This is a genomic window from Roseivivax sp., assembly GCF_054552075.1.
This window is the reverse complement of record NZ_JBTOLZ010000009.1, coordinates 108,495-134,664: the sequence shown is the minus strand read 5'-3', so window position 1 is coordinate 134,664 and position 26,170 is coordinate 108,495. Positions and strand designations below refer to the sequence as shown.

25 protein-coding genes are annotated in these 26,170 nt (G+C 67.9%); 8 read left to right on the top strand and 17 right to left on the bottom strand.

All coding sequences use genetic code 11. The features are described from left to right. Nucleotides 1-300 precede the first annotated feature (300 nt). Genes ACX938_RS09515 through ACX938_RS09495 form a run of 5 tightly spaced genes read right to left on the bottom strand, consistent with a single transcriptional unit; the run spans nucleotide 301 to nucleotide 6,824 of the window. Nucleotides 301-1,164: a hypothetical protein gene (locus ACX938_RS09515; protein WP_459430863.1), complete on the bottom strand. Its 864-nt coding sequence runs from the start codon at nucleotides 1,162-1,164 to the stop codon at nucleotides 301-303. Then, entirely contained in the window at nucleotides 1,161-2,468 is a 1,308-nt protein-coding gene (locus ACX938_RS09510) for a DUF3131 domain-containing protein (RefSeq protein WP_459430862.1), read from the bottom strand. The genes ACX938_RS09515 and ACX938_RS09510 overlap by 4 nt, the downstream gene beginning before the upstream one ends. Before the next feature lie 31 nt (nucleotides 2,469-2,499). After that, nucleotides 2,500-4,326, bottom strand: a complete 1,827-nt coding sequence (locus ACX938_RS09505; RefSeq protein WP_459430861.1) for a glycosyltransferase — start codon at nucleotides 4,324-4,326, stop codon at nucleotides 2,500-2,502. Beyond that, on the bottom strand, nucleotides 4,327-5,694 hold the full coding sequence (locus ACX938_RS09500; RefSeq protein ID WP_459430860.1) for a hypothetical protein: 1,368 nt from the start codon (nucleotides 5,692-5,694) through the stop codon (nucleotides 4,327-4,329). Further along, complete coding sequence (locus ACX938_RS09495) at nucleotides 5,688-6,824, bottom strand: acyltransferase (protein ID WP_459430859.1); 1,137 nt, start codon at nucleotides 6,822-6,824, stop codon at nucleotides 5,688-5,690. The genes ACX938_RS09500 and ACX938_RS09495 overlap by 7 nt, the downstream gene beginning before the upstream one ends. 159 nt (nucleotides 6,825-6,983) lie before the next feature. Between ACX938_RS09495 and ACX938_RS09490 the strand changes: the two genes are divergently transcribed. Further along, nucleotides 6,984-7,505 (top strand): OmpA family protein, encoded by a 522-nt coding sequence (locus ACX938_RS09490; protein WP_459430858.1) that lies wholly within the window; start codon nucleotides 6,984-6,986, stop codon nucleotides 7,503-7,505. A gap of 26 nt (nucleotides 7,506-7,531) precedes the next feature. On the opposite strand, the gene ACX938_RS09485 is transcribed toward ACX938_RS09490, so the two are convergent. The 8 genes from ACX938_RS09485 to motA form a co-directional block, all read right to left on the bottom strand. Beyond that, nucleotides 7,532-8,842: a hypothetical protein gene (locus ACX938_RS09485; protein ID WP_459430857.1), complete on the bottom strand. Its 1,311-nt coding sequence runs from the start codon at nucleotides 8,840-8,842 to the stop codon at nucleotides 7,532-7,534. Beyond that, complete coding sequence (locus tag ACX938_RS09480) at nucleotides 8,829-10,793, bottom strand: ATP-binding cassette domain-containing protein (protein ID WP_459430856.1); 1,965 nt, start codon at nucleotides 10,791-10,793, stop codon at nucleotides 8,829-8,831. Before ACX938_RS09480 ends, ACX938_RS09485 begins: the two co-directional genes overlap by 14 nt. 82 nt (nucleotides 10,794-10,875) lie before the next feature. Further along, nucleotides 10,876-11,568 (bottom strand): hypothetical protein, encoded by a 693-nt coding sequence (locus ACX938_RS09475; RefSeq protein WP_459430855.1) that lies wholly within the window; start codon nucleotides 11,566-11,568, stop codon nucleotides 10,876-10,878. Between the two features lie 115 nt (nucleotides 11,569-11,683). Beyond that, entirely contained in the window at nucleotides 11,684-13,045 is a 1,362-nt protein-coding gene (locus ACX938_RS09470; RefSeq protein ID WP_459430854.1) for a hypothetical protein, read from the bottom strand. Beyond that, nucleotides 13,045-14,739 carry a DUF3131 domain-containing protein gene (locus ACX938_RS09465; protein ID WP_459430853.1) on the bottom strand — a complete coding sequence of 565 codons (1,695 nt, stop codon included), beginning with the start codon at nucleotides 14,737-14,739 and terminating at the stop codon, nucleotides 13,045-13,047. Before ACX938_RS09465 ends, ACX938_RS09470 begins: the two co-directional genes overlap by 1 nt. A gap of 120 nt (nucleotides 14,740-14,859) precedes the next feature. Next, nucleotides 14,860-15,285, bottom strand: a complete 426-nt coding sequence (locus ACX938_RS09460; protein WP_459430852.1) for a hypothetical protein — start codon at nucleotides 15,283-15,285, stop codon at nucleotides 14,860-14,862. Then, a complete protein-coding gene (locus ACX938_RS09455; protein ID WP_459430851.1) occupies nucleotides 15,282-15,536 on the bottom strand; it encodes a hypothetical protein in 255 nt (84 codons plus the stop codon). The genes ACX938_RS09460 and ACX938_RS09455 overlap by 4 nt, the downstream gene beginning before the upstream one ends. Further along, the gene (gene motA / locus ACX938_RS09450) at nucleotides 15,533-16,399 is read right to left on the bottom strand and encodes a flagellar motor stator protein MotA (protein WP_232752034.1); all 867 of its coding nucleotides are present in this window, start codon (nucleotides 16,397-16,399) and stop codon (nucleotides 15,533-15,535) included. The genes ACX938_RS09455 and motA overlap by 4 nt, the downstream gene beginning before the upstream one ends. A gap of 130 nt (nucleotides 16,400-16,529) precedes the next feature. On the opposite strand from motA, the gene ACX938_RS09445 reads away from it, so the two are divergent. From ACX938_RS09445 to ACX938_RS09415, 7 genes are all read left to right on the top strand, one after another. Then, nucleotides 16,530-17,597 carry a hypothetical protein gene (locus tag ACX938_RS09445; RefSeq protein ID WP_459430850.1) on the top strand — a complete coding sequence of 356 codons (1,068 nt, stop codon included), beginning with the start codon at nucleotides 16,530-16,532 and terminating at the stop codon, nucleotides 17,595-17,597. 401 nt (nucleotides 17,598-17,998) lie between these two features. Beyond that, nucleotides 17,999-18,448: a Ros/MucR family transcriptional regulator gene (locus ACX938_RS09440; protein ID WP_459430849.1), complete on the top strand. Its 450-nt coding sequence runs from the start codon at nucleotides 17,999-18,001 to the stop codon at nucleotides 18,446-18,448. Nucleotides 18,449-18,477: 29 nt separating this feature from the next. Next, the gene (locus ACX938_RS09435; RefSeq protein WP_459430848.1) at nucleotides 18,478-19,494 is read left to right on the top strand and encodes a flagellar motor protein MotB; all 1,017 of its coding nucleotides are present in this window, start codon (nucleotides 18,478-18,480) and stop codon (nucleotides 19,492-19,494) included. A gap of 288 nt (nucleotides 19,495-19,782) precedes the next feature. Further along, on the top strand, nucleotides 19,783-20,493 hold the full coding sequence (locus tag ACX938_RS09430; RefSeq protein ID WP_459430847.1) for a hypothetical protein: 711 nt from the start codon (nucleotides 19,783-19,785) through the stop codon (nucleotides 20,491-20,493). Between the two features lie 82 nt (nucleotides 20,494-20,575). Further along, nucleotides 20,576-21,283, top strand: a complete 708-nt coding sequence (locus tag ACX938_RS09425) for a sigma-70 family RNA polymerase sigma factor (RefSeq protein WP_232752029.1) — start codon at nucleotides 20,576-20,578, stop codon at nucleotides 21,281-21,283. Between the two features lie 8 nt (nucleotides 21,284-21,291). Next, nucleotides 21,292-22,581, top strand: a complete 1,290-nt coding sequence (locus tag ACX938_RS09420; RefSeq protein ID WP_459430846.1) for a flagellar hook-length control protein FliK — start codon at nucleotides 21,292-21,294, stop codon at nucleotides 22,579-22,581. Nucleotides 22,582-22,594: 13 nt separating this feature from the next. After that, nucleotides 22,595-23,281, top strand: a complete 687-nt coding sequence (locus tag ACX938_RS09415) for a flagellar hook assembly protein FlgD (protein WP_459430845.1) — start codon at nucleotides 22,595-22,597, stop codon at nucleotides 23,279-23,281. A gap of 3 nt (nucleotides 23,282-23,284) precedes the next feature. Here the strand turns inward: ACX938_RS09415 and ACX938_RS09410 are convergent, their stop codons facing one another. From ACX938_RS09410 to flgG, 4 genes are all read right to left on the bottom strand, one after another. Then, nucleotides 23,285-23,875 (bottom strand): hypothetical protein, encoded by a 591-nt coding sequence (locus ACX938_RS09410; protein ID WP_232752026.1) that lies wholly within the window; start codon nucleotides 23,873-23,875, stop codon nucleotides 23,285-23,287. Nucleotides 23,876-23,956: 81 nt separating this feature from the next. Continuing rightward, nucleotides 23,957-24,712 (bottom strand): flagellar basal body L-ring protein FlgH, encoded by a 756-nt coding sequence (locus tag ACX938_RS09405; protein WP_232752025.1) that lies wholly within the window; start codon nucleotides 24,710-24,712, stop codon nucleotides 23,957-23,959. Beyond that, nucleotides 24,709-25,377 (bottom strand): flagellar basal body P-ring formation chaperone FlgA, encoded by a 669-nt coding sequence (gene flgA, locus ACX938_RS09400; RefSeq protein WP_232752024.1) that lies wholly within the window; start codon nucleotides 25,375-25,377, stop codon nucleotides 24,709-24,711. The genes ACX938_RS09405 and flgA overlap by 4 nt, the downstream gene beginning before the upstream one ends. Beyond that, nucleotides 25,374-26,159, bottom strand: coding sequence for a flagellar basal-body rod protein FlgG (gene flgG, locus ACX938_RS09395; protein ID WP_232752023.1), 786 nt, complete (start codon nucleotides 26,157-26,159; stop codon nucleotides 25,374-25,376). The genes flgA and flgG overlap by 4 nt, the downstream gene beginning before the upstream one ends. Between the last annotated feature and the right edge of the window lie 11 nt (nucleotides 26,160-26,170).

Here is a 26,170-nt window from a genome sequence, read left to right as displayed (position 1 = left end):
GCCGCCAACCTCACCGCAATGGATGATCCGCTCCGCGCACCTGAAACGCTGCGCGGATCGCCCATTGCTCCACCGGCGCACCCGCGCCAATCTGACCGCCGGGCTCCGGCTTCGGGTGGATGAAGATTGGGGGTCACAGCACACGCTCAAGCACCAGTTAAACAAGTTCCAATGAATGCTGGGGAAAAACTCAAGGCAGTCACGAGTGAGTTTACAGAAAATATCGGCGAAGCAATTGAACCGCCGGAAGGGTATCGCGATATTGGGTACTTCCTCACGGGCCTCTAAAGCTTCTGGAGGTTAGTCGCTTGCCTCCTGCGCGTTCTGCCAATCCGAGACGAAGGCGGAAATGACATCAGAGAGCGCATGCGCCGGTGTGTGGTTGAGGTTCGCAAGGTTTTGCCGCGAGGTCTTCGACCAAACTGTTGCCGAGACCTTCAATTCTGGATTCCGCAAGAGGGCAGCTTCCTCTGTAAGCGACAGCGTCATCGAAAACGGGATGATGCACCCTGCGGAATCGCTGCGTGGGGCAAAGCGCAGGGTAAGTTTTGGGCGGCCGGGTTGGGCCTGCCATTGCGGTTTGGTTAGCAGGGGCACCCCGCCTGCCAGTAGGGCTTCGCGAAGTTGATTCGCGTGAGGAACGGTGCCGGAGTTGGCCAATAGCGCCTCTTCGTCGAGGAAGAAGCCTGAGTGTCCTTTCAGCAGATCTATGCGCTCGGCCTGACCGAGATCATGCAAGAGCTTGCTGATTTGTGTGAACTGAAGTGGCGCTGGCTCTAAAGGCTGCGACATCGGCGGCACGCTACGGATGGACGCAATGCGATTGAGAAAGAGGGTCAGGGCTTCACGCTCATCCGGTGCGGTCTGCACGAGATTTCGCAAGATCAATGTGCTGTCTGGCAGGCATTCCAAAGGTTGGTGACAAGTGTTGGGCAGGCTCCGGGCTTCGATCAGAAGCCAGTTCGTTGGCGCGGTGTCAGAATGAAGAATGCCTGGAAACTGAAGTGCCAGAGTTGCTGCAAGGGCGAGCGCCCTGGTGCGCCTCGGTAGCTGCTCGAGCGACTCGACGTTCAGTCGCCGTTGGCTCGTTTTTCGATGTTTCCTACGGCGCGCTCGAGGCAGCGCACGTGCTTTGGCCACGGATATTGCGACCCGCGTGGTCATTGCAAGCTCCATAGCGGGCCAAATGCCATGTAATGCACCGCTTCGAGCACGACCGCATTGGTGTTCAAGGTATACGCGGCGTTCACGCTACCATCGGCCTCGTAAATGCCTGCGGGCCAGCCGCGCTCAAGGTCACCTAAAGTGTGGATCTTGTCGCGAAGGCGGACCGTGTAGTCCGTGTCGTAGAGCGCGTCCCAGCCGAAACTGGCCTTGACGCTTTGACTGCGCAGAGCGGGGTGGAAGTCGCCGCGCTCGTCGACCACGGCCCAGGCCCGGCCGTTGGAAAAGACGGTAGCGTAGAGGAAATGCGGGGTACGGTCGAGGTGATCCTCTGAGACCGCGGTGAGATGACCGGTGGCGTGGTAGCGGGCTTCCTGGGCGCGGTAGACGGCTTCGGCCAGAAGGCGCGTTTCGCTGTCGAGGCCCAGTTCAAGCGCCTGTAGCAGGAAAGGTTCGCTCAGGATTGGGGTGATCGCGCGGAAGGCACTGGCGCGGCGGGTGTCGACGGGCACCTCGATCCCTTGCACTTCGCGCCAGTCGAGGACGCGGCGGGCCGAGGCGGCAGGAATGACATCGAGCCCCCAGAGTGTTGCAGCGCGGGCGGCGTATTGTTCGTAGCCAAGGCGCCCCTCTTGCCGGAGGCGTGTGACGCCATCTTCGCGGATCGCGCCCCAGAGTTCGCCGTTCTTGGTCATGGCGGTCAGATCCCAGCTTGCGAGCAGGGCACGGACGCGAGGTGACAGCTTTGGTTCGGCCGACTCGAGGACGCGGAGCGCCATGAGCATCCGGCCCATGTCGAGGGCGGACCAGCCGATGCCCTCGGGTCGCGGTGTGTTGTCGTAATCGACCATGGCCAGGCTGCGGGTGTCGTAGACCTTGTTCGGCAGACTGCCTTCGAAGAGCGGCAGGTCCTCGAGGCCGGTGAGAAGGGAATGGGTGCGTTTGGCGAATTCGCTTTCAGAAATTAGACCCAGGCGGCGGGCGGAGACGAGCGCGAGGAGGTAGGAGCCCTGGTCCCAAAGCGTGGTTGAGGGGAAGCCGGCGACGGAATCGACGAGGCCGGTCTGGGAGCGGGTCTGCGTGTCGAAATAGCGCCAGGCCCTGCGCGCGGCGGCGCGGTCTTCGGGGGTGAGGGCGCGTGGCGCGGCGAGCGGCAGCGTGGCAGCACTGTGGTTGAGGGAGGCCGCCTCGGCGTGCGCCGTGTGATGTCTGGCGCCGTCGGACAGCACGGCGAAAGCGGCTGCTAGGCCAAGACCCAGGACGAAAAGGAGGCTGCTGCGATGGGCGGGCCGGAGCGCGGGCATGGGCTGGCTCCCTAACTATGGTGGGGCGGAATCAAGTGGCGTTGGCGCTGGACCGTTGGGCGGTGTGCGGCGCCGGTGGGCGCCAGAAGCCGGCTGAGACAGCGCGCATCAATGCGGCCGCATTCAGGGTGAGCCAGAAGAGGTTGACGGCCAGGAAGCTGGCGGAAAAACCCTCGATCCCAGTAAGATAGGCCCAGGTGCCGTGGATTGCGGCGAGGATCATCAGGGCCAGGAGCGCGAGGTTTGGGGCCATATGGCGCAGGCGCGGGGCCAAGCTTGGCAGTTTTGGTGTGGTCGGGAAGTGTGGTGGCTGCCCGCGCAGGACCTGCCAGAGCGCGCGCCATTGCAGGCCAAGTGTGGCGATGGCGAGGATGCGGCCAGCGTGGATGTTGTGGCCCTTCGCCGCGAGGCTCATTGCGAGTTCGTTCATGATTAAGAGCGGCAGGAGGTGTTGGAAGAACTCGAGCGAATAGGCATCGACCGGAGCGAGACCGGTGAAAAGCGAGACAACCGGGGCCAGCAGCAGAACCGGCAGCCAGAGCGCGGAGAGGTAGGACCAGAAGGTCGCGAGGTAGTGTAGCCGCGTGGCCCAGGGCAGGCCGCGTCGGAAGATCAGCCCGCTGCGTAGGAAGATGTCGAAGGTGCCGCCGGCGTATTTCAGTTTCTGGGTGGCCCAGGCGTCCATGGTCCAGGGCGAAAGCATGCGAGCCTCGATCCCAGGGTGGTAAACCGAGCGCCAGCCGTTGGCATGTTGTTCGAACGCGGTGAAGAGATCTTCGGAGACATGGTAGCGGAAGGGCATGAGGTCGAGCCGGGGCAGGAGCGCGCGCGCGCTGTCCGGGTCGCCTTTGCGTGCGAGGCGCGTCAGGCGGCGGCCCTGTTCCAGGAGGGCGTTCTGGAACAGGGCCTCGCGGCGATGGATGGACGCGGCGCCGCAGCAAAACGCGGCGCCGTGGCGGTTGCGGCGCCGCTGGATGACGTCGAAAAACAGGCCTGGGTCCGAGAGGAAAGGGTCTGCCCCTTGGCGGGGGCGGCCGGTCAGCGCGCTGAGGCATGGGGCGAAGCGCCGTGCCTTCCGGCCAAAGCGCGCTTCGAGCCAGTCGGGCCACGGGATGCCATCGGGGATGTCGTAGAACCAATGTGGCGTTTGAACGAAAGCCACGCTTGGGTCGCGGAAGTAGCCCAAAGTATTGGTCAGAAAGCTTGGGAATAGCTGGGTGTCGGCGTCGCAGATCACGACGAAATCGCCTTCGCTCGCAAAAAGAGCATGTGTCAGGTTTCCGGCCTTGAATCCGCGGCGCGTCTCGCGCGCGTGGTATTGAACGCCCATTGCAGGGGCCAAATGGCGCATGGCGAGGCTGGAACCGTCGTCGAGAAGGTGCACGGTTATTCGCGTGCCGGGCGGCGCGATGACAGAGCGTGCGGCGACGAGCGAAGGGCTGACGACCTCGGTTGGTTCATTGCGAGTTGTTAGGAAGAAATCGATGTGAATTGGGCCGCGACCTTCTAGGCCCGCCTCGGCGCGACGTGTCGGCGGCGGCGCGGGTGGCGTGTCTGTCTCATCCCAAATGTCGAAGAAAAACAAAAGGCTGCCGGTAAGAGCCAGGGTTTCAGCGGTGGCGACAGCGATGGAAAATGTCAGGGCGTTCGGATTGAAAGAATGCCCCCAGCGCCAAGTCAGATACCAAATGCCGAGACCAAGCGTTATTCCTGCGGAGGTATGCCAGAGCTCGCGGTGAAGGCCGTCGAAGGTTGTGCTCGGTGGACTGGTGCGATCGCGGAAGGCATGGAAATAGGGCGGGGTCTGATCCGATTTCGGAGCGAGGGTGATTGGTCCTGGAGCTGTCTGAAACGCCATTTACGCGCGCCTGCGGATAGGAATGGGGCGCGGCAGATCTTCATGAACCGGCGAGGCGGCGTTGAGATTGTCGGGTAAGGCGAGATCAGTTGCAAAGGTCAGGTCGCGAAAGCCGTTTGGACCAATGACCTGACTTTTGGCCCAGGTTCCTTGGCGGACCACTGCCCCCGGCAACACCAAGCAATCCTGAAGCAATGTACTACTTTCGATCCGCGCGCCAGCGCCGATAGCCGTCACGCCTTTCAGACAGGATCCGGCGTCGATCCTTGCTCCCGCACCGATGTGGCAAGGTCCTTCGATTTGCGCTTGTCGGTGTTGCTCAGCATCTTCCTCGCGCCAGAGCCCTGGGCCGATGCGGCGTCCGGTCGGCGGCAGTTCTGTGCGGCCAGCCAGACACTCTGCGGTAGCACGGAAAAGGGCCTGCCAACTATCGATGCGGATTGCGTTTGAAGGGGCTCGGAATGTAGCGATGCCTTGGTCTAGACTAATTTGCGCAATTATTGGCGTAGGCCAAGTATTGGATCCGCTACTGGTCGAGAGACAGTTGATCGCTCTTGGGGAGTAGATGGTGAGCCCGAGGGGTTGGTCGGCTTGGCCGGGAGTCGTGGAGGAAACGATGGCAGCGGTGGTTAGCGCCCTGGCGGTACGATGCGCCCGCATCATTGCTTGCATGTCGGGAATACCGACGATCGGAGCTTCGCAGACGAGCAAATCGCTTTGAAAGGCCGCTTGGTCTTCTTGGAGGCGCTTTAGTATTTTGTAGGGTGAAGGGTTGGGTTCTGTCTCTCTAAGTCTCGTATCAAAAAATTGTAGTTGCATTCCCGAATGCAAACTGGGGGCGAACCCGCTGCGAATGGCCTCGATCTCGCTTCTTGCCTCCACTATCAGATCGCTCAGGCCGTATTTGCCGAGCGCTGCTAACATGTGGTTGATGATCGGAGTACCGCAAAGGTTGAGGAGCAATGCGGAGTCACCTCCAGTCACTGGCGGCGGCAAAAGCACCGTGCGGGTGGTATTGAGTGCAAGCCCCCGCAATTCGGGCGTGCCAAGCGCTGCGTCAATCGACGAAAAAATGCGAAGGCCACGATCCAAGCCAGTGCGACGCAGCATGCGCAGCGGGCCGTCGGGCAAAGCGGCGTAGCATAAAATGATCTGCGGTCTGCGGGCGGCTAGTTCGACTAGGGTCGCAAGTCCCTCAAAAGAAACGCGCTTCAAAAGGGACAATTCAAGCACTTGACCGATACGGCCCTCGGCGGCGAGCGCATCGCAGGTTTCCAACACCCGGTGCAGATCGGATGCACGAGCCAAACGGCCGGAGAAGGTCAGTACGGCCAGACCATCATCGATCGGTCGGGTCTCGATCAGCATGATTGCTCCTTGGCCGCCGTCGCGCGACTTGGGCGCAGCTGGGGCAGCGGGCCTAGCCCGATGGTCCACGCCAACGCAGGACGTTTGGCCATGATGGGGACAAGGACCAAAGTCCCGGCAAGCGTTGGAAGGATCTTCGTTGTGACCTGCGCGAAGGGCGTCAATGTACTGTCGCGCAATGCGATTTCGCAGAGGTCCAGGAAGATCGGGTGGCAGAGATAGATGCCAAAGGCAAAGCGCGCGTTGCGTGCCACGGCATTTGGCCAGTGGCCTTGTCCGAGGGACAAGCAGATTAGGAAGAGTAGGGCCGGGAATAGGAAATCAGCCCAGTACCCGGGCGAGTGGTCGAATGCCCAGGCGCCTGTCGCGATGCTTTGCTGTGTGGCGTCGAGCTTGAAGGTGAAGAGCAACACACCGAATAAAATGAGCGGCGCGAGCCAACGCCGGGCGGTAAGTGCGCCACTTTGCCAAAGGCCCAGCGCTGCGCCAGCGAGCATTCCGTAGCCGGTGTACGTCAAAAGCTTCACGCTACGGATCAGGAAAGGCAGCGCGTCGCTTCCCCAGAAGTTTGCGTAGATCCGGGCATCGAGCCAATGGCGGAGGGCGAGGCATAGTCCGATGGCCAGTCCAAGCGCGGGCTGGCGCTGAGCGAGGCGGTAGAGCGGATAGGCCAGGATCAACACGAAGAGCGTCGGCAGGAAATGCATGTGGTATTTCACGCCGCCTAGCAGCAGGTAACGCAGCCAGGCAACGGGGTCGGAAAGTTCGGCCAGAGCGGGGCCGAGGTAGCCGAAGGCTTGGGCCTTGATCAGGCCGAAGAGGGCGTAGAACCCCGTCCAGACCAGGAAGGGCAGAAGCAGGCGCCTGGCTTGTTCGGCGATGGTTGCGCGATAACTGCGGGGGCGCCTTTCGCCCGCGAGCAGCAGCAGGAAAAGCGCGATGATCAGGAAAAGCTCGGTCCGCGCGGTGTAAAGCACCGCGCGAAGGTAGAGCGGCGCGGCGCGCGCCTCGGGCGGGTGGTCGGGCCAGGGCAGACCCTGCGGGTCCGCCGTGGCGTGCAGTGCCACCATCGACAGCCCGGCAATGAGGCGCAGGCAGTCGATCGCGGGGTATCTTTGCGTGTCGGTCATGGCATCCGTCTGTCGCATCTCGCGGCCAGACTGGGGGCAATGTCCGAAGAAATGGTTATTGCGCGGCGGATTTTTGGGTTTTGTTCGCGCGGCCGTTCAAAGAGCTTCAAGGATTTCTTTACGGGTGCGGGTGAGAATGACGCCCAAAGGAGGTGCGCCATGCTCAGAACCATGGGCGCCGTGATGGCGCTGTGTCTTTGTGTGCCAGAGGCGGTGCATGCGCAGGGGCTGACGGCGGAGGACTGCCGGCAGATCCGTGTGCTCTACGACATGGAGGCACCGGGCTGCGCGGCGCGCGAGACTGAAGGGACACCGCCGGCGCGATTGCGTGAAAGCAGTGTTTTCTTTCGCGGCGGGGGCACGCGCCTTGATGCTGCGGCGGAGCGGCAGATTTTGAGGATCAGTGAGATTCTCGGGACGGAGCCGCTGGCGGGCAGCTGTCTGAAACTCAGCGGTCATTCGGACGCGAGCGGTGCGCCCTCGGTTAACTTGCCGCTTTCGACCCAGCGTGCTCGGGTTGTGGAAGAGGCTTTGGCGGCTCAGATCGGGCGCGCTCGGATCCGAAGTGTTGAGGGGCTGGGGGCTGCGGAGCCGATGCAGGAGCTTGCTGCGACGAGTGCCTGGCAACGGCGCGTGACTGTCTATGTGCGCCGGTGCGGCGCGGAGACGGCGGGGCTCTAGAAGGGTTGGGGGATCTGGTCCGGACCTTAAAATGGGGCTGGAAGTTCCTGAGATTGGAGCCTTGAAGCCCCAAGCCGTGAGCCGAACCACGCAGTCGCTGGCGGCAGAATGTTTAGGATTGCGCGAGTAGCTGCTTGCTCGAGTGGGCGAGCCGCATGCACTAGCCGCACCTCTGCCGCTGTGTTGGTCGAGATCAAGCCGATGCCGTTCTCAGGGTGAGCGAGAAGGTCGGCGTCTTCCTTGGACAGTGCGATCCGGGCCAGCAGGTGCCCATTTTCCTGTGCCTCTATTCCGGAGATCTGGCCTGTCAGCTCGGGCCATTGGCGTGGCAGGTTCACCAGCTGAATTTTGACGGGTTGGTCGGGAGTGATGTTCTGGAGCCCCGCGGCGGGCAGATCAACGGTGACGGTGAAGCCAGGCGTTGCTTCGGTGGTCATGTCGAGGAGGGGCAGCGGGCTCGCCGTTGGAGCGGATTGGGCCAGTGGGCGGATGCGGGCGACGCGGCCGGGAACGGGCGCGCGCAGGCGTGGGATCTTGATGTGGCGGGCCAGGGCTTCAGCGCGGAGCGTGTTGGCCTGGGTGGCTGCGGCGAGGGAGGACAACCGGGCGGTGATCTGGGCGTGATGTGCTCGGAGGGCGGTGGATTCTTCGGCGGAAATTTCGGTCAGGCGGGCCTCGAGGCGCTGGGCGGCGAGGGCCAGGGCGAGGGCTCGGCGTGGCTCGGTGGTTGCGGCACCTGCGGCGGGTGAAACAGTGTCTGGGCCCAAGGTCCGCGGTGCTCCGGTGAGACTGTCGAGGTAGCGAGCGAGGACGGCGCGTTCGGCCTCGACCGCGCGGCGGCGGGCGGCGTGGTGGGCGCGGATGTCCTCTTCGGCTTGGCGTAACTCGCGGCAGCTTCGGACGGCGCGGGCCATGGCGGCGGCTTTGGCGTCTTCGGGGGCAAAAGAGCCCGGCATGCGGGGTTTTTGGTCGGCGAGCAGGCATTGCTGCAACACGCTGTCGTGCAGGCGTTGGAGCTCCAGCGCCTTGGCCTCGGCGCGCAGGGCGGGCAGGTCGTAGATGGCGAGGGTTTCGCCGCGGGCGACTGAAGCGCCTTCGGTAGCGACCACTTCCTTCAGCAAGGCATAGGGGGGCAGGGCCACGGGATGCGGCTCTCCGGTGGGGCGCAGGCTGCCGTAGTAGCTGTGGCGCGGGGTCAGCTCCTGGCCCGCGAGCCAGTTGGCGACCGCGAAGAGCAGGAGCGCGACCAGCGTCAGGCCGAGGCCCAGCCAGCCGACGCGCGAGAGCGGCGGCGCGCGGCGGGGCAGGGTGCGGCGCGCGGGGTCAGGTCGGGGCATCGGGATCCCCGGGCATGGGCGGCGGGCGGGTCTTGCGCGGATCATAGGTCTCGATCCGGGTCTCGATCATGCGGTCGTCGAGATGGCTGCCGGGCTCCACCGCGAGGCAGAGGCGCATCAGGGCGGCCAGCGGCGACAACCGGGCCTCGGGCTTGTCGGAGGCGGCTTCTTCCCGCGCGCGGTCGAGATGCGCCTGGCTGATCGGGGCCTCGCTGTCCTGCATGCGCAGGAGGCAATGGCCCTGGAAATGCTTGAAGGTGAAGCTCACATGGCCCGGCGCCTGGCGGTCGCGGCTCTGGCAGGAGAGCGCCAGGAGCTGCGAGGCGACGGCGGCGAGCTTGCGGCGGTTGGCCTCGTCGCCGGCACGGTAGAAATGCGAGCGCACCCAGAAGCGCAGGCTGTCGTCGGTGGCCAGTTCGCGGCGGCCGCGGAAGCGGGCCCAGCCGGTGTCCTGGCGGTCGCGGATGCCCTCGGCGGTGCCGTAGTCCACGACGCGGCCGTTCTGCAGCACCACCATTCGGTCGCAGAGCGCCAGGAGCGCGCGGTTGTCGGTCACCATGAGGATGCTGCGGCCCAGGCGGACCTCGTGGGTGATGCGGCGTTCGAGGGCCGGGATGAGCTTGGGCGGCAGCCCGTCCTCGGGGCGGTCGAGCAGGTAGAGCTCGGGGCCGAGCAGGAAGGCGCGGGCCAGCGCCAGGGCCTTGCGCTGCATGTAGGGCAGGCGGCGGGCGTCGTCGGTGGCGCAGATTTCCTCGACCATGTCGGTGGCGAAGACCAGCTGTTCGAGGAACCATTTGCCCCGCGCAAGCAGATCGCCGGGGTGAAAGCAGGTGAGGTTGTCGGCGCCGCTTGCGGCAAGGAGGATCGGCGCTTCGGGCAGATGCGCGACCATCACCGTTTGTTCGGCGGCGGCGCGCTGCCAGAGATCGCGGCCGCTGAGGCTCGCGCGGCCGGTGATCTGCATGCCCTCGAGCGCATGGGGGTCGGCAAGGGCTTGCAGGAGCAGGCTTTTGCCAGCCCCACTGTCGCCGAGAAGGCCGGTGACCATGCCCGGCTCGCACTCCAGGCTGACGTCGGAGAGGCGCGGCGTGCCACTGGCGTCGCGCAGGGTCAAATGCGTGACATGCAGGCCGACCTCCTCGGCCTCGCCCTCGGGCGGGGGATCGGGGCGGAGCGCGGTCGTGGCGGGGAGGCGCGCCGCGCGGTCGGAGAGCACCTCGGCGAGCCAGCCGAGCAGTGCGCCGGTGGCCCAGGGGGCGGCCAGCACCGGCGGCGCGTAGCCCGCGAGCGCCAGCGTGTTCTGGCCGGTCAGGTAAGCCGCGGCGCCCGCGGCGAGGACCAGCGCCAGCGCCTGGGCGGCGCGGATCGTGGCCGTGGTAAGGACCGGGCCGGGGGGCGGGGCGAGCGCCAGCTCGAGGCCGCGGGCATCGCGGCCGGAAAGGAGCGCCACCGCCTCTTGCGGGAGGAAATCCCAAAGCGGTTCGCGCGGAGCGCGGCGGGTCACCAGCGCCAGGGCACCGGCGCCAATAACGGTGGCCGCAAGGAGCGCGGCGCCCAGGAGCGGATGCAGCAGCGCCAGCGCGAGGCAGAGAAAGCCCGCCGCGAAGGCGCGGCCGGCCAGGCTGGCCCGGCGGCGCAGCGCGCGTTGGCCGGAAAGCGCGCGAGCCTGCGTGTAGCTCAGGACCAGCATGGCCAGGACAAAACTGGCGCCGAGCGCCAGGAGCGGGCCGACCATGGACAGCTCCCCCTGTTCGCCGACAAGCGTGGCAAAGAGCACCGTCAGGAAGCCCGCCGCGCAGAGGCAGAGCGCCTCGGCGCCCGCGAAAATCGCGCCGATCGTCAAGCTCCAGCGTTCCTGGGCCCGGTCGCGCAGGCGCGGCGGGGTCGCGGGGGGCAGCGCGGCGCTGTCGTCGTCGGAAGGGCGGGTGGCGAGATCGGTGAGATGCAGCATCCTGGGGTCCTGGCCGCGAGGGGGCGTGCCCTTGCTAGCCGATCTCCCTTAAGAAAGCCTTGCGAGGGGCGCGGCGCGCGGCCTAGCGGGCGGGCAGCTGGGCGCGGTCGGGGACCTGGGCGCGCAGGGCGAACTCACTTTGCGGCTTGGTCACCGGGACGAGCTGGCGGGCGGCCTCGCGGGCGCGGCGGGCCTGGACGGCAAAGCGTTCGAGGACCTCGGGCGTCATCGCTGCGGGCTCGATCGGGCCGCCCTTCGGCCAGAGGCGGGCGTCGCCCAGCGTCCGGGCGCTGTCACTGGCGAGCCAGGCGAGGTAGGCGGCGACCTCGGTGAGACCCTCGGTGGGGCTTTTCAGGATCACCTGGCCCGCGTCCTCGACGATCAGCGCGGCTCCGGGGGCGGAGAGGCGGGCCAGCACCTCGGGGTCGAGAGGCGTGGTCAGAAGGCCGGGCAGCGGCTGGCTGGTGTTGCGCCGGGCAAGCGAGATCCGCGCGCCGGGCGGGACGGCGGCGAGGAGCCAGGGGGCGCCCGCCTCGTCGAGGCGCAGCACCAGGCCGGGCGCGCGGGCGATGCAGCCGCGCAGGCGCAGCCGGCAGTGCACCGCCCAGAGCGGGCGGCGCGCCTCGCCCGAGACCGCGTAGAAGAGCGCGGGCCCGTCGACGGAGATCTCGGATCGAAGCTCCGCGGGCGCGGCGCTGCCGGGGCGCAGAAGCAGGGCGGAGAGGATCAGCGCGCCGCCGAGCGCCCAGAGTGACAATTTGTGGGCCCGGACCATCCGCGCGCTCCCTGTTGCATGGCGCAAGGGTAGCGGGATCGGCGGGGCGGCGGCAGAGCGGGACTGTGGCGCGCCGAGGGCAGATGCGCGGGATTTGAGACAAATGCCCCGGGCGCTAGCGGTCGATCTCCTCCATGACGGAGCGGACGTAGTCGCTGAGAAGCTGGTAGTCCTCGGGCGGGATCTCGGGGGCGGGCGGCTGAGGCGGCGCGGGGGCCGGGCCGATCTCGGCCAGGATGCTGTCGATCAGCGCGTCCTCGGCGGCGCGGCTGGCCTGGGCCTCGGGGTCGGCCTCGAGCCGCTGGTGCTGGATCACCGTCAGCGCCACGTCGGGGGCGAGGCCGATCTCGGTCATCAGGTAATCGAGCTGGCGGGAGATGCGCTCAGCCTCGCTGCCCGGGCCGCTGCCGAGGGCGGCGGGCGCGGGGGACAGACTCTGGGGGGCAAGGGCCGCCTGCGGCGCGCCGTGGGCGGCGGGGGCCATCACGCCGCGCAGATGGGCGATCTCGGAAAGGAGCGCCTCGGCTTGGGCCTCGAGCGCGGTCAGCCGCTCGGCCATGGCTCCGGGGGCCTGGGGCGCGGCGGGCGGCAGGGGCGCGCCCGCGCCGGGGGCGGGGACCACGGGCTGGCCCATCATCATCTCGCGCAGGATGCGCAGCTCGCCGCGGACCTCGGCCACATCCTCGGCCATGCGCGGGGGCTGGGCCGTGCCGGGCAGGGCCGGCGCGGGCGCCTGGGCCGGGGCACCGGGGGCGGTGAGCGGGCGCGGCATGGGCGAGGCCCAGGCCTCGGTCCGGGTCAGCGCGCCGGGGCCGTCCTGGACCGAGTTCGGCACCGGCCAGCCGCGCGGCAGCACGGCGTAGTCCTGCCGGGCCGCGACCCAGCGCAGGTAGGTGGTGGCGGCGTAGAAGCCCGAGAGCGAGATCCGCGCCACCTCGGCGCCATTGCGGCGGATCACCAGCTCCCCGCCCGAGGAAAGAAGCGCCTCGAGCCGCCGGTCGAGCGGCTGCAGGAGCGTCTTTGGCAGGGCCAGCTCGTCGATGTTCTCGGCCAGGACAAAATCGTCGCCCTCGCTGGCGTTCTCGATGTCGAGCTGCAGCTGGCCGGCGGGGGTCAGCGCCACCTGCATCGCGCCCTTGCGGCCCATGCAGGTATAGGTGCGCGGGCGGCAGATCACCTCGAAGACATCGGCGTCGAGCCGGGGCGAGGGGGCGAAGCGGGCGTAGCCGTCGGGGTCGAAGCGGAAGTAGACACCTTCGACCAGGCCCTCCTGGAAGGTCGGCCAGCCGAAGGCGCCGCGCAGCTCCTGCCGGGCCTCGCGGGCGCCGATGGCAAAGAGGATCGAAGTGTCGAGGATGGCGTTCTCGGAGGCGAAGGTCGGGTCGGGTGCGCCGGCCTCCTGCGCCGGGGCGGGGCCGGCGGCGCAGACCGCGAGCGCCAGCGCGGCAAGCGCGCGCGTCAAGGATGACAGGGGCATCAGAATTCCACCTTCTGCTGGGTTGAATGGCGCAGGGCCGGCAGCCAGTCCTCGCGCTGGGGCGGATCGGGGTAATTGCGGCGCACGCGGATGTCCTGGTCGCGGAAGGCGGTGTACCAGACCTCGGTTTCGCCGGTGTAGGGCGTCAGGATCTTGCCCTGCAGCTTATAGAGCAGCGCGGTCAGGATGATCCCGTTGTTGTTGGCGGTGAAGATCTCGACCCGGCCCTGGCCGCGTTCGTAGAGACCCTCGTACATCCCGGTCTCGGGGTCATAGAGCTCGATGATCGCGTCGTAGAGGACGTCCGTATAGTCCGTGTCCCAGAGCGCCCAGAGCCCGAGCGCCGCCTTGGCCGCCACCGCCGCGTGGTCGGGCGTGTAATCGCCCCGGGGGGTGACGGTGTTCCAGGGATAGCCGTCCGAGAAGATCGTGTCGTAGGTGAAATAGGGCGGGCCCTTCACGTTGTGCTCGGACCGGGCGGTCATGAAGCCGGTGTGGCGCCAGCGCTGCTCCTGCACCTCGTAGATGCGGTCGGCGAACTCGGCCCGCCAGCCGTCGGAGCTGAGCCAGTCGGGCGTGTGGTCGTCATGCGGCAGGTCGAAGCCCAGCTCGAGCCCGTCCTGCAGATAGGATTCGGTCACCACGTAGTTCTGCGAGTGGAAGATCCGCGGGTCGCGGCCGTCGTAGGGCACCTGCACGCCGTAGATCGTGGCGGTCAGGAAAGGCTCTGCGCGATGTGCAAGGATCGGGCGGAAGCCCCAGAGGGCGAAACCTTTCGCGGCGTATTCCTCGTAGCCGAGCCGCCCCTCCTGTGCATAGCGCGTCTCTCCGGTGTCCTCGTCGACATAGGCGCCGAACAGCAGGCCCTCCTCGGTGATGATGTTGGAGAAATCCCATTTCAGCAGCACCGCGTCGATGGTGTTGCCGAGATGCGGGTAGCGGTTCTTCACGATCCGCATCCAGACCATCATCCGCCCGATGTCGAGCGCGGAAAAGCCGATCTCGCCGGGCTTGTTGGTGTAGTCGACCTTCTCGCCGGTGCGGGTGTGATAGACCTTGTTCGGCATCTCGTTGCGGAAGAGGTCGAGCGTCTTCAGCGTGGTGAAAAGCTGCGTCATGCGGCGGTCGAACTCGGGCTTCTCGATCAGGCAGAACTCGTAGGCGGCGACCGCGCCCGCCACGTAAGACGCGGTGTCCCAAAGCGTGGTCGAGGGGTAATTGCCGACCGAATTGGCGAGTCCCGTTCCCTCCTGGGTGAACTTCTCGAAATAAAGCCAGGCGACCTTGGCGGCGCGCAGCTCGCGTTCGTTCAGAAAGCCCCGGCGCGGCTGGAAGCGGCGCACGTATTCGTTGCGCCTTGTGTAGCCGGGGGATTCGTCGTGCCCGAGGTCGAGCTTTTCGAAGTAATCCTCGGGCATTTCGCACATGCGCGGCGGCTTCTCGCGGCGCGGCAGATCGTAGAAGCGGCTGGAGGTGACCACGGGGATATTGCCGCGCATGAGCTGCGGCAGGTCGTCGAGGTTGCTGCCCGCGATGATCGGATCGACCTCGTCGGCGCCGGCCAGGAAGAGGCTGCGCGCGGTGGTGCCCGCCCCGCCGGAAAGCGCCAGGACGGCAAGCCCGGCGGCGGCGAACATCCAGATCGCGGACCAGGGCGTCTTGCGGCGGGAGCCGGGGCGGGAAGGGGGCGTCATGCGCTATCCGTCTTCGGTGGCGGGCCTGTCGGGGCAAGGGCCTAACACGATCAAGCCTAACAAACCGCTTACGGGCGGCGGAGACGGGGCAAAGGGCTGTCTTGGGTCAGTTGGCGGGGCTCAGAGGAAGGGCGCGCGCGGGCGCGACAGATCCTCTTCGGCGGCGCGGCGCGCGCGGCGGTCGGCCTCGTCGCTCCGGGCCTCGGCGGCGCGTTCGCCCAGGGTCTCGATCTGCTTGGCGCGGGCGAAGCGGCCCCGGACCGCCGCGGCGGCGCCCTCGATCTGGCGGGTCAGCGTGTCGACCTCGGCCCAGGCGGCCTCTAGCTCGACGCTGATCGCCGAGAGCCACTGGCCGCGATAGGCGGTGGCGGCGGGATTGTCGGGGCTGCTGCCTTCCTCGGTGATCCGGGCGACGAGGCTTTCGGCCCGGGTGCGCGCGGCGCTTTCGCGGCGGCGCAGCTCGGCCAGCTCGCGGGCGGCCTCTTCCAGCTCGGCCTCGCGCAGGCGGGTCAGGACCTCGAAGGTGCGGGCCCGCCCGGCGCTCATTCCCCGCTCTCGCGGGTCTCGGCCCGGCGGATCAGCGCGGCGCGCATCTTCTCCATGAGGTCGGGCGAAAAGCCGGTGGGGCGCTCGAAATGCGACATCGGCCCGGGGGCCTCTTCCTCGGCCGCATCCTCGCCCTCGGCGCTGTCCTCCTCGGGGCCCGGTCCGGCGGCCCAGGCGCCCCCCGGCAGGGCCAGAGACAGGGCCCCCGCCAGCGCCAGGGCAGCAAACGTCGAGAGGCCCCGCGCGCTCATGCGGCGGCGAGCTGCTTCTGCGCGGTCTCCATCGTCTCGAAGTCCGGCTGCACGCCCGAGGGCATGACGCCGCGGGCGATCTCGACGCAGACGTTCGGCGGATGGTCGGCGATCATGGCGACGAAGACGTCGCGGATGATGTGGTAGAAGGCCACGTCCTCGTGCTCGATGTGCTTCAGCCGCCCGGCGATGGGCTGCACGATGCAGTAGGAGAGGAAGACGCCCAGGAAGGTGCCGACAAGCGCCCCGCCGATCATCCCGCCCAGCACCTCGGGCGGCTGGTCGATCGAGGACATGGTCTTGATGATTCCCAGGACCGCCGCGACGATGCCGATGGCGGGCAACCCGTCGGCCATGACCTGGATCGCATCGGCGGGCGTCATGGCTTCCTTGTGGTGCTTCTGGATCTTGCGGTTGATCACCTCTTCGGTGTCGAAGCGGTCGTCGAACTGCATGGCGAGCATGCGGAACGAATCGGTGATCAGGTCGATCGCGAAGTGATCGGCCAGGACCCGCGGGTAACGCTGGAAGATCTCGCTTTCCTTGGGCCGTTCGATGTGGTCGTCGAGCGCCAGGATGCCCTTGGTGCGGTAGATCCGCGACAGCTCGTACATCAGGGTGAGCAGGTCGATGTAATCCTTGGCCTTCCACTTCGGGCCTTTGATCACCTTGAGAAAGCCCTTCCCGGCCTTCTTCACCCCGTGCATCGAGTTGGCGATCACGAAGGCCCCCAGCGCCGCGCCGACGATCATCATGCCTTCGTAGGGCATGGCGTGCAGCACGATGTCGAGCTTGCCGCCGGACAGGATGAACCCGCCGAAGAGCAGCCCGAAGACCATGGCGATCCCGATGAACAACGTCATGTCTTGCTCCGAACAAGGAAGTCTTTGGTGATCATAGGATAGTAAAGCCGATTTCGCCATAGTATTTGACTGCTATTCAAGAATAGGCAAGATTAGTGGCAGGTTAACGATAGGGATCGAGACCGCCGCGATGGACCGCCTGGCCTATCTTTACGAAGAGGACGAACTGACCCCGGTCATGCACGACTGGCCGCAGGGGGTCGGGCTGGCGCTGTGCCTCTCCGAGGATGGCGGCACCCAGGCGGTGCTTTTCCGCACCGAGGCGCCCGAGGCGGTGCTGGCGCGGATCGGCGCGGCCACGGGCTGGGCCGCGGGCAGTTTCGCGGTCTCGCCCCGGATGCCCGGCGCGCCGACCATGAAGGTGCTCTATTCCGACGCCCAGGCGCTCTTCCGCATTATCGAGACGTCCGAGGGGCTCGCCCGCATGGCGCAGAGCTTCGATGTCGACACGGTGGGCAGCGCGGCCACTGCGGCCAGCGCCGCGCCGAAACCCGCGCCGGCGCCCAAGGCCCCGCCGCCCGCGCCCAAGCCCAAACCGGCCTGGCGGCCGCGCATCTCCTTCTCGGAGCCGCGCAACCCGCTGCCCGCGGGCTTCCGCGCCATCTCCGAGATCGAGGACACCCGCACCTCCGTGCTGCCCGGCGAGATCCGCACCACCGGCGCGCGCATCCGGGTGCTGATCGACCCCGAGACCATCCCCGAGCGCAGCCTGCCGCTGCGCGCCGAGCGGGTCGGCCACCGCGACGACCTGCGCTGCTTTGTCATCGACCCCGAGTGCCTGGGCGACTGGACGTCGGGGCAGGGGGTGATGATCGACGTGCCGAAGGCAGCCTTCCCGCGCGCGATTGTCGATCTGTTCACCAAGGCGAGCTACCTCGCCGACGTGGTGATGAGCCCCGAGGGCATTTTCGTCACGCCGATCTCGCCGCTTCTGGCCGAGACGCCGGCGCGCGAGGGCGACCCGGCCCGCGGCCGCGCGGCGCCCGCGCCGAAGAAACCGCGCGGACGGATGCTGGGCCTGCGCGCGGCGCTCTTTGCGCTGGTGGCGGTGGGGCTCGTCTCGGGCAGCGTGGTCACCGCGCTGCAATCGGCCGATCCCGGCGGGCGCAACCTCCTGGCCTATCGCCCGGCCGAGGGCAACGCGGCGATGAACGTGCTGCAGAGCTTCGCGATCTGGGACGCGCGCGACGGGCAATAGCCCGCTCAAATCGCCTGTCGGCCCTCGCCAATTTTTGCCTATTCATGCCTGCACAAGATATCGGCCACAAATTTACCGATTCTTTGACCTTTTCTTAAACTTCGAAAGCAATATCCTAGATATTGAACGCGGGCCCCGGAGAACTGCAAGAACGGTCTTGCAGGATTGAAGGATAGCCGGCGGGATTTGTGGACGCGGGTAAGCGGTCGCGGGGCCCAGAACCGGGCGCTTGCGGCAGGGGGCCGCGCGGTGATTTTGAACCTGGTCGGGGGTGTCCTTCGGGGCGCCATTCGAACCGAAACCGGCATGCAGAAGGCGGCCGAGGGTGTGTGCATCACGAGTGTGCATCGTCAAGACGGCAGGGCAGGGCCCGCCGTCAGTCTCAGAAGAGAGAAATGACCATGACTGCAGAAGACAAGAACGACGCCTTCATTTCCTCGATCGTGGCTGCCTATGCGGCGCGTCCCGAGGTCGGACCCGACGAGATCGTCGAACTGGTGCGCAAGCTGCGCCACGAGATGGGCGAGGCGCCGGAGCCCGCGACGGCCCAGGCGGGCCAGCCCGGACCCCAGGCGGTCCCGGCGCTGCCGATCGCCGAGGCGGTGACCCAGGACAAGGTCTACTGCCTGTGCTGCGGCAAGGGCTTCAAGATGCTCAAGCGGCACATCGGCTCCGAACACGGCCTCACCGAAGAGCAGTATCGCCGGATGTTCGGCCTGACCGAGGACACGCCCCTGGTCGCGCCCAGCTATTCCGAGCGCAAGGCCCGCTACGCCAAGGAACGCGGCCTCGGCACCTATGCCCGCGGCAAGACCGCGGCCCGCACCGGGACCGAGAGCGTCTCGTCCTGAGACCGCGCTGACAGGGCAGGGGAACGTCGATGGCCGAGAAACCCGTCATCATCAAGCGCGTGGAAAGCGATGACCACGACGCCCATCACGGCGGCTCGTGGAAGGTGGCCTATGCCGACTTCATGACGGCGATGATGGCCTTTTTCCTGCTTCTCTGGATCGTCAGCGCGGCGGATGCGGACAAGCTCAAGGGGCTGGCGGAATATTTCACGCCGGTCATGGCCCAGTCGAACGGCGGCGGGCCCGAGCTTCTCGACGGGCAGATCGTCTCGAACGACCAGCTGCGCGTCGGCGGGGTGCCCTCGAGCGAGGAGATGCCCCCGATCCCGGCCTTCGGGCAGGAAAACCCGCTGATGGTCTTCGACAGCCGGCTGCGCTACGACGACGCCACCGCGGCGGGCGGCCCGGGTGACAGCACGGGCGAGGCCAGCGCCGAGGGCCCCGCCGCCGAGGGCAGCGAGACCGCGCCCGGCGCCGGCGAGGCCGGCACCCAGAGCGCCAGCGCCGAGGGCATGGACGACGAGGCCATCGCCGTCACGCCCACCCCCGAGGAAGAGCGCGCCGCCGAGTTCGAGGCGCTCCAGGCGCAGATCTCCGAGCAACTGCGCGCCAGCGGCCTGCCCGAGGAATTCCTGGGCAACATCCGCTTCAGCCAGTCCGCCGACGGGGTCGATGTGCATATCGTCGACCAGCCGGGCCGGTCGATGTTCGCCTCGGGCAGCGCGCGGATCTCGGCGGAGACGCGGATGCTGATCGAGTCGGTCTCGGCGGTGCTGACCGAACTGCCGAACAAGATCCTGATCTCGGGCCATACCGACGCCGTGCCTTTTACCACCGAGGGCTACGACAACTGGGACCTTTCCGCCGAACGCGCCAATGCCACGCGGCGCGTGCTGCTTGCGGGCGGCGTGCAGCCCGCGCGCATCGCCCGGGTAGCGGGGCTGGCCGATACCGTGCCGCTCCTGCCCGAGGCGCCGGACTCGCCCGAGAATCGGCGGGTCAGCATCAAGCTGCTCTATCCCAGCGGAGTCGAGTCGCCGATCTGAGGGAATCGCGCCGCTGCTGTCTTGGGGCCACAAGGTCTTGCGACGGCGCGGCGCGGCTTTTTCCGCGCTGCGGCGCGAGATTTGCGCCTGAGCCTTGTATAGACGCAAAAAATCGCCGATCTGGAATGTGTTGGCTTGTTTTGGCGATATGCAGCGCCACTAAATCTGGGCGTTATCCCCAAAAAACTTCCACGATATAGCGGGCTCCGGGGTGTTTTTCCTTCCCATGGGGGAAGGCCTTTACTAGCCTTTAATCGGGGACAAGCTGCAAGGACATCAGAGACCGTTATGGTGACCGAACATCTGCTCGATATGATCTGGGATGGGCGTCTGCGCCCCGCGCCGCGCTCGCAGACCCAGCAGATCGCGCATCTCCTGCGGCGGCTCCTGCCGGTGTCGCACGCGGAATTTCTGTTTGCCGACAAGGACGTGGCCCAGATCACCGTGATCCGGGACGACGTGATGCTCGACCCCGACCTGGCGCTGGGGGACGTGCTGGTCGAGGAGTTCGACCTGCGCCTGCCCGCCGAGGCGCTGGTGGTCATCCTGCCCGCGCCCCAGGCCCGGACGGCGCTTTGCGCGGGCCGCAGCGCCGAGCTTTCGGGCCGGATCGCCGCGCGCGCCGCGACCGTGCTCAGCGGCACCGGGCCCGAGGATGCCCGCGGCACCCATGGGCTCTGCGCGCTCTGGCATTGCTACGAGACGCTGATCGACATGGGCTATGCCTCGATCGCCAATCTCGACCTGGTGCATTTCACCCGCGGCTTCACCCGCGAGCTGCGGCAGATGTCGGGCGCAGAGGCGGCCTCGGGCGGCATACTCAGCGGCACCTTCCTGCCCGACCACCACATCGTGCAGACCGCGATGATCCTCAAGGCGGTGATCCTGGGCGGCCAGCCCCTGAGCTTCGAGCTGTTCCGCACCCTGACGCGCCAGCCGGAAGAGGCGATCACCTTCCGCAGCCTCGCCCCCGACAGCATGATCGGGAGCCGCGTTTAACCCGGCGTAAACCGGGAATTCCTTTTTAAGTCCTTGAATCTGTGCTTACCTGTCCTTGATAACGATAATCCAAGAGGCAGGGATGCTCACGTCTTTCAGCCATGCGCTGCGGGAACCGCTTTTGGAGGTCGACGAAGAGCGCGAGGCGATCCTGCGCTGGCAGCGCGACAAGGACAGCGCCGCGCTCGAGCTTCTGGTGCGCTCGCACGCCCGGCAGGTCTGGTCGCTGGCGCGCCGCTGGACCGACAACCCCGCGCATCTCGAGGATCTCGTGGCCGAGGGCGTGATCGGGCTGATCCGCGCCGCCGAGAACTTCGACACCGCGCGCGACGTGCGCTTCTCCACCTATGCCGCCTGGTGGGTCCGCAACGAGCTGGCCGCCGCGGTGAAACGCATCCGCGGCGCGCTGATCTCGCGGATGGAGGGCAGCTCTCCGATCGACGCGCGGCTGGCCGGGATCTCGGCCGGCGGGGCGCATTCGCCCGACGCGCTGCAGGCCGAGCTTGAGGCCATCGCCTCGGACGAGGCCTCGCCCGAAGAGGACGCCATGCGCCGTTCGGACGAGGCGATGATGGTCGCCCGGCTGCACCAGGCCATGTCCGAGCTGAGCCAGGTCGAAGCCGAGGTGATCCAGCGCCGCCGCCTGATGCCCGATCCCGAGCCGATGAGCGTCATCGCAAGCGACCTCGCCACCTCGCCGGCGCGGCTGCGCCAGATCGAGACGCGGGCATTGGCGCGGCTCCGGCAGAAACTCATCGCGCAGGGCTTCACCCTGTCGGTGCTGCACTGAGCGCCGGCATGGATCTCGCGCGCATCCTCTCGCAACTGCCCGCCGGGCAGGAGACCCGGCCGGGGCGTCCGGGGGCGTCTCCCGCGGGTGACGCGCCGGGCTTTGCCCGGGTGCTGGGCGGGCTTGAGGGCGGTGAAGAACAACCCGCGCAGGGGCAGGGCGCCGCTGCGGGGGAGGCCACGTCGGGCCAGGAGCTGCCCGAGGGGCTGCTGTCCAAGCTCGACGCCGCCTTCGCCCGGCTCGCCGAGGCGCTGCCCGCCGAGACGCCGCTCAGCCCCGCCGGCCAGGCGCGCCTCGACGCCCGCGTGATGGAGGAACTGAGCGCGGTCTTCGCCGAGGCAGGGATCGAGCTGCCGCAAGGGCTGGCCGAGGCGCTCGACGCGCTGGCGCCGGAGCTGCCCGCCAAGGCGCCGGAGCGGCTGGGGGCGGTGCTCACCGCGCTCTCCGAGGCGCTGGGGCTCGGGGCGCCGGGTGCAACGCCGGACACCGCGCCCAAGGCGCAACCCGCCGGGCTTGCGGAAACCTCCGGCGCGCCCGTCGCCGCCAATCTCTCCGCCCCGCCCTCTGTCCCGCAGAGCCCCGTGCAGCCGGGCCCGGAGCCCCGCGTGCCGCTCGCCGGGTTGGAGACCGCCCGCATCACCGCAAGGCCTGCGCAAAGCGCCGGGCAGGCCACCCCCGCCGAGGCGCTTTTCGGCAGTCCCAAGGGCCCGCAGGCCCCGAGCAACACCTCCATGCCCGCCGCCACGCCCGGCCCGATCCTCACGACCGAGGCGCCCGCAGCCCTGCGGTTCGAGACTCCGGTCCCGGTCCTGCCTGTCACCTCCGCCCCGCAGGGTGCCGCCCTGCCGCCCATGCCTTCCGCCGTGCCCGAGATGGCCATGGCGCCCGCCGTGGAGATGCCGCGCGGGGTGCTCGACCAGATCCGCCGCGCCGGCATCACCGAGGGCCGCACCCGCATCGAGCTTTCGCCCGCGAGCCTCGGCGCGCTGGAGGTCGAACTGGCCACCGACGAGGCCGGGCAGCTGCGCGTGGTGATCCGCGCCGAGAACCCCGCGACGCTGGCCGCCCTGCGCGGCGACCGGCAGGGGCTCGAGGCGATGCTCGCCGAAAGCGGCGTCGAGCTGAGCGGCGAAAGCCTGGACTTCGAGGGCTTCGAGCACCGCGAGGAAGCCTCCCCCGAGGCGCCCGGGGCCAGCGCCCGCACCTTGACCGAGACATCCGAGACCCCGCCCGATACCCCGGAGACGCGGCCCGCCCCGGGCCCGCGCGCCGACGGGCGGCTCGACATCCTGACCTGAAGGGAGACACGCGATGACCACCGATCCCACCGCCCTCAGCGCCGCCAGCGCGGCGGCCACGGGCAGCGGCACCTCGGTCTCGAGCGCGGCTTCGGCCTCTCTCAGCGCCGATTACGAGGCCTTCCTGCAGCTCCTGACGGCGCAGGTCGCCAACCAAGACCCGCTGGAGCCGATGGACAGCACCACCTTCGTGTCGCAGCTCGCGCAGCTGAGCCAGGTGGAACAGGCGATCCAGACCAATTCCAACCTCGAGACCATCGCGTCGCAGCTCTCCTCGGCCTCCTCCTTTGCCGATGTGGCGCTGATCGGGAAGACGGTGTCACTCTCCTCCTCGTCCTTCGAACTGGGCGAGGGCGGCGGGGCGGAGCTGTCCTACCGGCTGGCCGACAACGCGAGCTCCGTCTCGGCCACGATCCTCGCCGCCGACGGCACCGAGCTGCGCCGCATCGAGGGGCTGCCGACCTCGGCCGGAGAGGCCCATGGCTTCACCTGGGACGGCAATGACTACGCCGGCCTGCCGCTGCCGCCGGGCCGCTACGAGGTGGAGATCCGCGCCACGGGCGCCGACGGCAAGGCGGTCAGCTACGAGACCTTCACCCAGGCCACCGTCGACTCGGTGGTCTTCGAGCAGGGCCAGAGCCTCTTGAGCCTCGATAACGGGGAAACGGTGGCGGCCAGCAGCGTGCGCGCGGTCGAATAGGGCTCAGACCCGCGGGACCTCGGTCACGAAGAAGGACAGAAGCAGCATCTCGTCGATGGTGCCGACCTGCATCTCGAGCGCGGATTTGAGCCGCGCCGAAAGCGCCTCGGTGTCGACCGGCATGTCGCGCAGCGCCTTGCCGGTGGCGGCGGTGCGCAGCTCGGCCAGCACGGTGTCGCGCAGTCGGATGCCCGAGGCGACGGTGCGCAGCTCCGAGGCGGCGGCGGCGTCGGGCATGGCCAGCCCCAGGTCGGTCACGATGTAGGCGGTGGCATCCACAAGATCGACGGGAATGGTCATCCGGCCCAGGAAGACGATGCGGTCGATGGCGACCGTGCGCTCGCCCTCACGCTCGAGCTCGCCGGCGGCCATGGCCTCCTTGGCGGCGCGCTCCATCTTCACCTGCTGCATCGAGACCGGCTCGGCCTTGGCCTGGGTCACCGCCTTGGCGGCGCGGGTCTCGGGCGCGGCCTCGGTCATGCCGGCGACGGCGCCTTCGGTGCCCGAGAGCGAGGCCAGCGCGAATCCGCCCCCGAAACCGGCCGTAACCGCGGCGACGGACAGTCCGGTAAGGATTTTCGACAGGCTGGGCATGGGGCTCTCTTGGCTCGGGTGGTCAACTCAGAGCCAAGAGATGTCAGCGAACCGTGTCGAAAACGGGGAAAGACCTGAGGCTTAATAAGGCAATATTACGTCCATCAGCCCTTCGCCGTAGCCGATGCGCTGCTGCTTGGAGAGCTGCCCCTGGCCCCCGTAGGTGACCCGCGCCTCGGCGATCTTGTCGTAGGAGATGGAGTTGTCGCGCTGGATGTCGGCGGGGCGGATGATGCCCGAGACGCGCAGGTCGCGCAGCTCCTGGTTCACCTTCACCTCCTGGCGCCCGGCGACCACCAGGTTGCCGTTCGGCAGTTGCTGCACCACCAGCGCCGCGACGCGCAGGTTGATGCGCTCGTTGCGGTCGATCTCGCCCGAGCCCGAGACCTCCTGCCCGCCGCTCACCGCGACGATATCGGCCTGTTCGAGGTCCTCGGCGGCTTCCTCGTCGCCCAGGAGGCTGCCGAGCTGCTTGCCGAAACCGAAGAGCGAGGGCGTGCCGAAGTTGGTCTTGCCGTCGCGGCTGCGGCTGGTCTCGTTCTTCAGCCGGGCGTTGTCGTCGATCTCGATCACGATGGTCAGCAGGTCGCCGACCTTCTCGGCGCGCTGGTCGGCGAAAAAGCCGCCGCTGCCGGCCTCCCAGAGCGAGGCCCGCTCGGCGCGCAGCGCCGGGGCCTGGATCTCGGGCGGGGGCATCGGCACGGCCACGGTCTCGGCGCCCTGGGCCCCTGTGCCCACCTGCGAGGGCTGCGGGTCCATGTCGAGCGGGCCGCCGCTGCAGGCGGAGAGCAGGCTCAGCGCCGCCAGGGGCGCGGTCAGCCGCGGGGAAAACGTCATCTCAGGATCTCCACATCGCCGTTCTTGGTGGCGTAGCCGGTGACGGTCGTGTTGCTCACGGTGTTCACCACCTTGATCTCTTCGCCCGCATGGGCGTCGCGCAGGGCCCGGCCGGGCGCGGAGAGCACCAGCCGCCCGTCGTTGAGCCGGATCGCCACGCTTTGGCCGCGGCGGATCACCAGGGGCTCCTGCACCGCCTGGGCCATGACCGCGCGGCCTGTGGTCAGAAGGCTGCGCACCTCCATGCCGATCAGCTTGTCCCGGTCGGTCAGGGCGAAGCTGCCGACCCGGGCGCGGGGCAGGGAGATGACCCGCAGGTCGGCCTCGGTCAGGATCTCGCCGGGCAGGATCTGCCGCACCGGCACGGCTACGGGCACGGTGGCGATGGCATAGCCGCCCAGCCGCACCTCCTCGCCGCCCTCGGTCAGCGCATTGGCCAGGAACTGGCCCGACTTGCGGTCGATCCAGAAGGCCGAAAGCAGCATCGCCTCCTCGATGGGGGCGGTGGTCATGGTGACGGTCAGCTCGGCCTCGGCGGGCAGCGCCTCGCCCAGGTGGATGCGCGCCTGTTCCTCGACCAGGGCGGCCACGGCCTCGGCGCGCAGCGCGCCGGGCAGGGCGGTCAGCGCCGCCGCGGCCAGGGTCAGGAGCGCGCGGGGGATCATTTGACCTGGTTCGCGGTCGACATCATCTGGTCGGCCGTCTCGATCGACTTCGAGTTCATCTCATAGGCCCGCTGGGCCGAGATCAGGTCGGTGATCTCCTTGATGATGTTGACGTTGGAGTTCTCCAGGTAGCCCTGGCGCACCACCCCGAGCCCCGGATCGCCGGGGTTGGCGGGCAGGGGATCGCCCGAGGCCTCGGTCGCCTGCAGAAGGTTGTTCCCCAAGGCCCGGAGGCCGCTTTCGTTGACGAAGGTCGTCAGGGTGAGCTGGCCGAGCTCCACCGGCACGGGGTCGTTCTCGACGAAGGCGCGCACGGTGCCGTCCTCGGCGATGTCGAGCTGCACGGTGTTCTCGGGCAGGACCACGCCGGGGTCGACCTCGAAGCCCTGCAGCGTCACCAGCTGCCCCTCGGGCGAGATCTGGAAGGAGCCGTCGCGGGTATAGGCCTGCTCGCCGTTGGGCATCTGCACGGTGAAATAGCCGCGCCCGTCGATCGCCAGGTCGGTCTGGTTCTCGGTCTGCGCGAGCCCGCCCTGGGTGGTCAGCCGGGCCACGCCCGCGGTGCGCACGCCCAGGCCGATGTCGACGCCGGTCGGCCGCGCGGTGCCCTCTTCCGAGGTCTGGGTGCCCTCGCGCTGGCGGTTCTCGTAGATCAGGTCCTGGAACGCCGCGCGGCGGGTCTTGTAGCCGGTGGTATTGGCGTTGGCGATATTGTTGGAGATCACGTCCACATTGGTCTGCTGTGCCAGCATCCCCGTCGCTGCGATACCGAGTGCCTTCATGCCGTCCCCCT